Origin of the sequence: Maritalea mobilis, from assembly GCF_019800885.1 — a bacterium.
GTDB classification, from domain to species: domain Bacteria; phylum Pseudomonadota; class Alphaproteobacteria; order Rhodobacterales; family Rhodobacteraceae; genus Roseibacterium; species Roseibacterium beibuensis.
The window spans coordinates 1-6,418 of the sequence record NZ_JAHVKE010000010.1 but is presented as its reverse complement, the minus strand read 5'-3'; the positions used below and the strand labels follow the sequence as shown (position 1 = coordinate 6,418).

The following is a 6,418-nucleotide window of genomic DNA, read 5'->3' as shown; positions in this document are numbered from 1 at the left end:
TGAACGGGCTGGCGGACCTGACGATCACCGACAACGGCGTCAACAGCCGGATCGAGTTCGCAGGCGGCGACGCCATCATCGTCATCGGATATACCGGCGGCTTCGACGGATCGGATTTCACCTTCGTGTAGGGCAGGCGGTGGAAGGAACGCTTTGAGCCAGCACGTCAAGCCGGACTTCAGCGCTCTGTTGGGCAGGCCAGTCCGATTGGCTTGCTTGCGATGACCTTTGCGTTGGTTTACCGGCTTCCAGAATATCTCAGGATTTTCGCGAAAACCTCAGGGCGTTGAGATGCTATCGAAATATCTGTCCGTCCTAGCAATCGGATCAAGGCGCAACGATCCGATCGATGCTATCCGTGAGATGTTCGACGCTTCCTTCTATCGTGAGAGCACGTCCGAGCCTATCGGAAGCGACGATGACCTTGTTCGCCACTATCTGGACGTTGGGTGGAAAAATGGGCTTGATCCAGCGCGTTGGTTTTCGACCAACGGCTACCTCTCGGCGAACCCGGATGTAGCGGAAAGTGGAATGAACCCCTTTCTGCATTACGCACTTTATGGGCGCGCCGAAGGCCGTGCGAGCGTACCGCCCGAGAAAGATGCGACATACCGGCTAAATTGGACTGCACCAAACAAGTCTTCCGCCTCCGATGCTGTCGCGCCGTGGTTCGATCAAACCTTCTATCGTGCAGGTTTTCGACGAGGGGAAGTGCCTGACGACCTGATCGAACACTATCTGTCGGAGGGATGGCGGGAAGGTCGAGATCCAGCGCCCTGGTTTTCCACGCGTCATTACCTTGCAACGAACGAGGATGTGGCAGAGGCCGATGTTAACCCGTTCGTTCATTATTGCTCTACAGGTCGCTTTGAGCGCCGTCGCCTGACACCTCTTGGTCATCCCGCTCAAGGCCTCTACGCGGCGCATGAAAGCGCACTGTCGCGAGGCCCTTTTTTCGAGGAGATCGACCCTGCAATCGGCGTCGGTGGTGAGCCTGCGGCGATGGTTCTGAGCTACTACCTGCCGCAATTTCATCGTCACCCTGTGAATGATCGGCATTGGGGGAACGGCTTTACGGAATGGCGTAACCTTCCGCGGGCGCTGCCACGTTTCGAGGGTCATCTGCAGCCGCGTTTGCCGCGCGATCTGGGGTTTTACGATCTTTCGCACAAAGCCCCCCTCAAACGACAAATCAAGTTGGCTCAGGACGCCGGGATTCACGGGTTCTGTTTCTACCATTACTGGTTTGACGGAGCGCGGGTGCTTGACGAGCCGGTAGAGGGGTTTCTGGACGACCCGAGCCTGGAATTTCCGTTCTGCCTTATGTGGGCAAACGAGAATTGGACAAGGACGTGGGACGGCGCGGAAACCGATGTGCTCCTTGCGCAAAGTTACCATCCCGATCACGATGAGGCCCTCGTGGCGGATTTTGCCCGACATATGGCCGATCCTCGTTACATTCGGCTGGGCGGGCGCCCGCTACTATTCTTGTACCGACCCGGCCATGTTCCGAACGCAAAAGACACCATCGCCCGTTGGCGCGAGATCTTTGGGGAGAACCATGAACTCGACCCTCTGATCTTCATGGCCCAAGGGTTTGGCGATACAGATCCGAGGGAATACGGATTAGATGGTGCAATCGAGTTTCCACCGCACAAACTGCTGAACGGTCTGGATCCGATCAACGATAGCCTAGCGTGGATCGATGATCGTTATCGGGGCCATGTTTACGATTATGAGGCGGTCGTGGAACGGTCTGTCGTCGAACCGGCACCGGATTACCCACTGATCAAGACAGCCGTCCCCTCTTGGGATAACGAGGCGCGCCGTCCTGGGCGTGGCATGGTCCTCCATGGCGCGAGTCCGGCAAAATTCGAAGCCTGGATGCGCCAGTTGGTCGATCATGCGCGACGGCATCCTGTGTTCGACCATCCCATCGTCTGTGTGAACGCTTGGAACGAATGGGCCGAGGGCGCGACCCTCGAGCCGGACGTCCACCATGGGGGCGCTTATCTCAATGCGTTGGCGCGCGCTGCCTTTGGCAGGAGCGGAGCGGTGCGGGGACCAAAGGTCCGGGTGTTGTTGGTCGGCCATGACGCAGAGCGTAACGGTGCTCAGAAACTGCTTTTGAACATCGCGCGGGTCCTTACCGCCGAGATGGGGCTTCAGGTCAATTTCCTGCTTTTGCGCGACGGGCCACTCCGGTCAGAGTACGAGGCAATCGGCGAAGTGTTTTTGGCCGATCCTTTGACGTCCGAGGAAGAGCTTAGGTTGCATCTTGCGCGCCTGCATTTGGGCGGCGTCAATTGTGCGCTAACCAACACGGTTGTCGCTGGGCTGCTTAGCCCGCAACTTAAAAGCGCCGGTATGCGTGTTGTTTCACTGATCCACGAGTTGCCAGGCATCATCCTTGAGAAGGATTTGGGGGACGCGGCACGGCTCGTGGCAGAACATGCCGATCAAGTCGTGTTTCCGGCATGTATCGTAAAAGAGCGTTTCGAAGAGGTCGCCGGACCGATATCGAATTCGGCTGCGATCTCGCCACAAGGGATTTATTCCACGAAATCTGAAACGGACGATCTGGCGCGTGGCGCAACGCGCGCCGAGTTGGGGGCTGACGCAGCACATCGTGTGGTTCTTGGCGTGGGCTATGGCGACTTGCGGAAGGGTCTCGACCGGTTCGTTGCTGTAGCGCTCGCCTCATGCCGTGCTGATCCCAGTCTGATTTTCGTATGGGTGGGGTCGGTGGCGCCAGAGATGAAGATCTGGATCGAACCGGAAATCGCCGCGTCCGGTATGGCCGACCGGATCCGCATTCTTGGGCATCAGGAGGATGTCGGGCGCTTCTACGCTGCGGCAGACCTTTTCTACCTTGCATCGCGAGAAGACCCGTTCCCTTCCGTCGTCCTTGAGGCGCTTGCCTGGGGACTTCCTGTCGTGGGTCATCGCGGTTGTGGTGGTTGCGATTCATTGATCGAACGACACGGGGTCCTTGTCGACGGAGCTATTTCCGAGGCCGCGACCGCTGCGATCATTGACGCCTTGGACGTGACGCCCAAAATGCGCGACGAGCAGTCAATGGCCCGCATGCAAGAGGCCGAGACCAGCTTTGATTTCGTCACCTACGTTTTCGATCTACTGCAGCGCCTCGTCCCGGATTTGCCATCCGTGTCTGCCGCCATCCTTAGTTACAACTACGAACGTTACATGCCGCAGCGTGTGACGAGCGTGCTTGCACAAACCCATCCGCTCAGAGAGGTCTTGCTCCTTGATGACGCGTCCAGCGATGACAGCGTCACGATAGCGTGCGATGTGGCCGCCACCGCCCAGCGGAAAATGAATGTTGTGGTCAACGAGAAGAACACCGGCTCTGTCTTCCGGCAATGGCGGCGCGCTGCGGAAATGGCAAAAGCAGAATACATCTGGTTAGCGGAAGCGGATGATATTGCTGACCCGGAGCTGCTTGCAACTCTGCTACCCGAAATGACCAGGTCTTGTGCGATCATGGGATTTTGCGACAGCACACGCGTGAATACCCGGGGCCAGGTGATATCGGACAGCTACATGACGCACCTCGATGATATCGAAGGCGTCGATTTTTCGAGCGCCTTCGACATGGACGCAGAAAGCTTTCTGCGCAGCTGCCTTGCGATCAAGAACGTAATGCTGAACGCCTCGGCGGTCGTGTTCCATAGGGATACATTGCTCGACGCGTTCGAGACGCTCGGCGATGAACTGTACTCATACCGCATCGCTGGTGATTGGCGGCTTTACGTGGAAATGTGTCTTAAGGGTTCTGGAAAGGTTTGTTACGTGCCCCAAAGCTTGAATGCGCATAGATACCACGAGGACAGCGTTACTCGGTCAACCGACGTCAAGCGGCACCTGGACGAGATCATGCGCGTGCAATCGACGGTTAGGAACCTTATTAGTCTCGAGGCCAAAGTCATACGGCAACAGCACCGCCACTTTGAAAACTGCCGTGATTACCTGGGTGCCCAATGACTGAACCCCAGACAGGTTGGACGACAGTTACCAGGACAACTTCATGAAAAGGGTTTTCGTTCATATCGGTCTACACAAGACCGGAACGACATCGCTGCAAAGTTTCCTGTACCAGAACCGCGAAAAGCTGGGATCTCACGGCGTTCTCTACCGGTGTTTAGATCAAGAGTGGCCCAATCATCATCCGGTGGCGGTCGGCTGGCGTAAGGGACAAAGAAGTGACAAAGTCGCTCGCTTTCTTGGCGACTGTCTGTCCTCTCCGGCCCATGATACAATCATCTTCAGCTCGGAAATGTTTGCGGAACAGGCGTTTGATGTTCCCGGGTTCCTCGAGGTGCTGGCGCCGCATGACGTGACCGTCGTGGCATACCTTCGCAACCCCTGCGCGCAACTGGTCAGTGTATTCAACGAAGTGGTTCGCGATCCCAAGGTAAAATGGACGCATCCGATAGGGAGCGATCCATCTCCCTACGATGTGTCCTATCATGCCCTTCTCCGCGATTGGTTACAGGCACCAAATCTGATCTTGTGCCCTTACGATCCACCCCAATGGATTGGAGGTACCCTCGAAGCGGATTTCCTGGCAACCGCCGGCATCGACAATCTCGACCTTGAAACCTTGCCGTTTCGCGAGAACGTCAGCTTGCCGTTTTCGGTTGTCGAGATCGTCCGCCAAGCCAACCGGGCCGGGCTTGTCGAGCCGGACCGCTCGGATCTGATCAGTTTCCTGAAGACCGCAAGTTTCGATCCCGACCCTCCAGCGCGCTACCCGCTATCGAAAGACGAATGTCAAACCCTCATTGAACGATTGCGCGCCAGGTATTCAATCTACGAACCGTTTCTCAGGCACAATTTCGATTCAAACTTCCTGTTCGAAATGCCGAATGCCCTGCTGACCGACGGTACTGACTAATATCTTCTCCGTAATCTCCGGCAAAGGACCTGAAGATGCGCCTCGACCCAGATGCCCGGTTTCAACTCGATCAGCCGTTTGATCGTGATGTCGATCTGTACATCGGCGCGGCCTGTCTCGGCAAGCTTCCGGCTGGCGAGCGCAATGTACCTCTTTCCCGATTAACCGTGCATTTCGATCATTTGGCCGATCATAAGCTCGAGGCAAAATCAGATGGGGGTGAAACAGTCTTTCACATCGATACGCGTGATTTTGAAAAGGCTTATCGGACTGGGGGTCTCCTTACAGCGATGCAAACCGCTTTGGGTGGCGGAAAGTGGCGGATCTACGAGATCGGTATCAAGGACGGTTCTATTTATGCCGATGTCGGATTCGTTTTCCCGCTGTCGATCAGGACGCCCGCAACTGTAGATCTCTTGTGCAATGGGATGTCCGGGGTGTTGCTTGAATCAAAATACGATACGCATTTCGGTCGGACCCATTGGTTCATGCCGCCGGAAAACGTGGTGCGTCACAAATATCGCTTTCCATTCTCGCAAGTGGAGGGTTGGGCTCAGTTCCATCTTCGAGCCCTGAATGGCAAAAGCTCAGATGCTGCGCATTATCGCGACCAGTGGAATTTCACGAACCGCGATATGCTTGCTGAATTGCCCGATGACACCCGAATTCAGCGTGTCGCAAGTGCACAAGCCAACCGCGCATCTTTTCTCAACGGTGGCAAAGCAGCATATGAGGTCATAAAAACGCTGTCTCACCGCTATGGCAGTGTGGCCTCAAAACCTGAAATAAAGGTTTTGGACTGGGGTGTGGGGTGCGGCCGTGTTGCGCGTCATTTTGAAACGGACAGTGCCGTTCAAATGACTGGTATCGATATCGACAAGGACAATGTCGGGTGGTGTTCTGAGAATTTAACGGGCGTATATCTGCATGTGGAAACTGCCCCGCCCACACCCTTGCCGAATGGCATGTTCGATCTCGTTTATGCCTGTTCGGTGTTGTCGCATCTGAAAGAGGAATCCATAGACCAATGGCTGTCCGAGGTCTCTCGACTCTTGCGACCCGATGGTTTGGCGTTGTTGTCATTTCATGGCACATCAAACGCAGTATCCTATCTCTCACGTCGCCCAGACGAATTGCGTGCCCTTATGGGCGGGAAATTGTTCGACGCCGACAGGAATCATGAACTTCAAGGGTTCATTTCGGATGAAGACTACTATCGCCAGGTTTTCTCCTCGGATTCTTGGTGGCACCAAAAATTTTCCGAGTTTTTCGAGGTCTTGGCAATCGAACCTGCAGTTCTAAGCGGGTTTCAACATGTAGCAGTATTGCGCTTGAAGCCATGACTGCAAATACCTGACGCAACTTCCCGTTAACTAAAGAAGAAATCCGATCCGTCGAAGCCGCCGGTATATCCGATGACGATGATGGCGTCGCCGCCTGCGAACTCGATCCGGCTGTTGACGCCGTTGTCGGTGATCGTCAGGTCCGCCAGCCCGTTCA

General features: G+C 55.7%; 3 protein-coding genes. All 3 read left to right on the top strand.

Annotated elements, in window-relative coordinates; translation table 11 throughout:
- The first annotated feature begins 291 nt into the window (after positions 1-291).
- The 3 genes from KUV65_RS17955 to KUV65_RS17945 are packed head-to-tail and all read left to right on the top strand — an operon-like array spanning position 292 to position 6,261.
- Entirely contained in the window at positions 292-4,005 is a 3,714-nt protein-coding gene (locus tag KUV65_RS17955) for a glycoside hydrolase family 99-like domain-containing protein (protein WP_222192115.1), read from the top strand.
- A gap of 43 nt (positions 4,006-4,048) precedes the next feature.
- Positions 4,049-4,918: a hypothetical protein gene (locus tag KUV65_RS17950; protein ID WP_222192114.1), complete on the top strand. Its 870-nt coding sequence runs from the start codon at positions 4,049-4,051 to the stop codon at positions 4,916-4,918.
- Between the two features lie 35 nt (positions 4,919-4,953).
- Positions 4,954-6,261: a class I SAM-dependent methyltransferase gene (locus tag KUV65_RS17945; RefSeq protein WP_222192113.1), complete on the top strand. Its 1,308-nt coding sequence runs from the start codon at positions 4,954-4,956 to the stop codon at positions 6,259-6,261.
- Positions 6,262-6,418 lie beyond the last annotated feature (157 nt).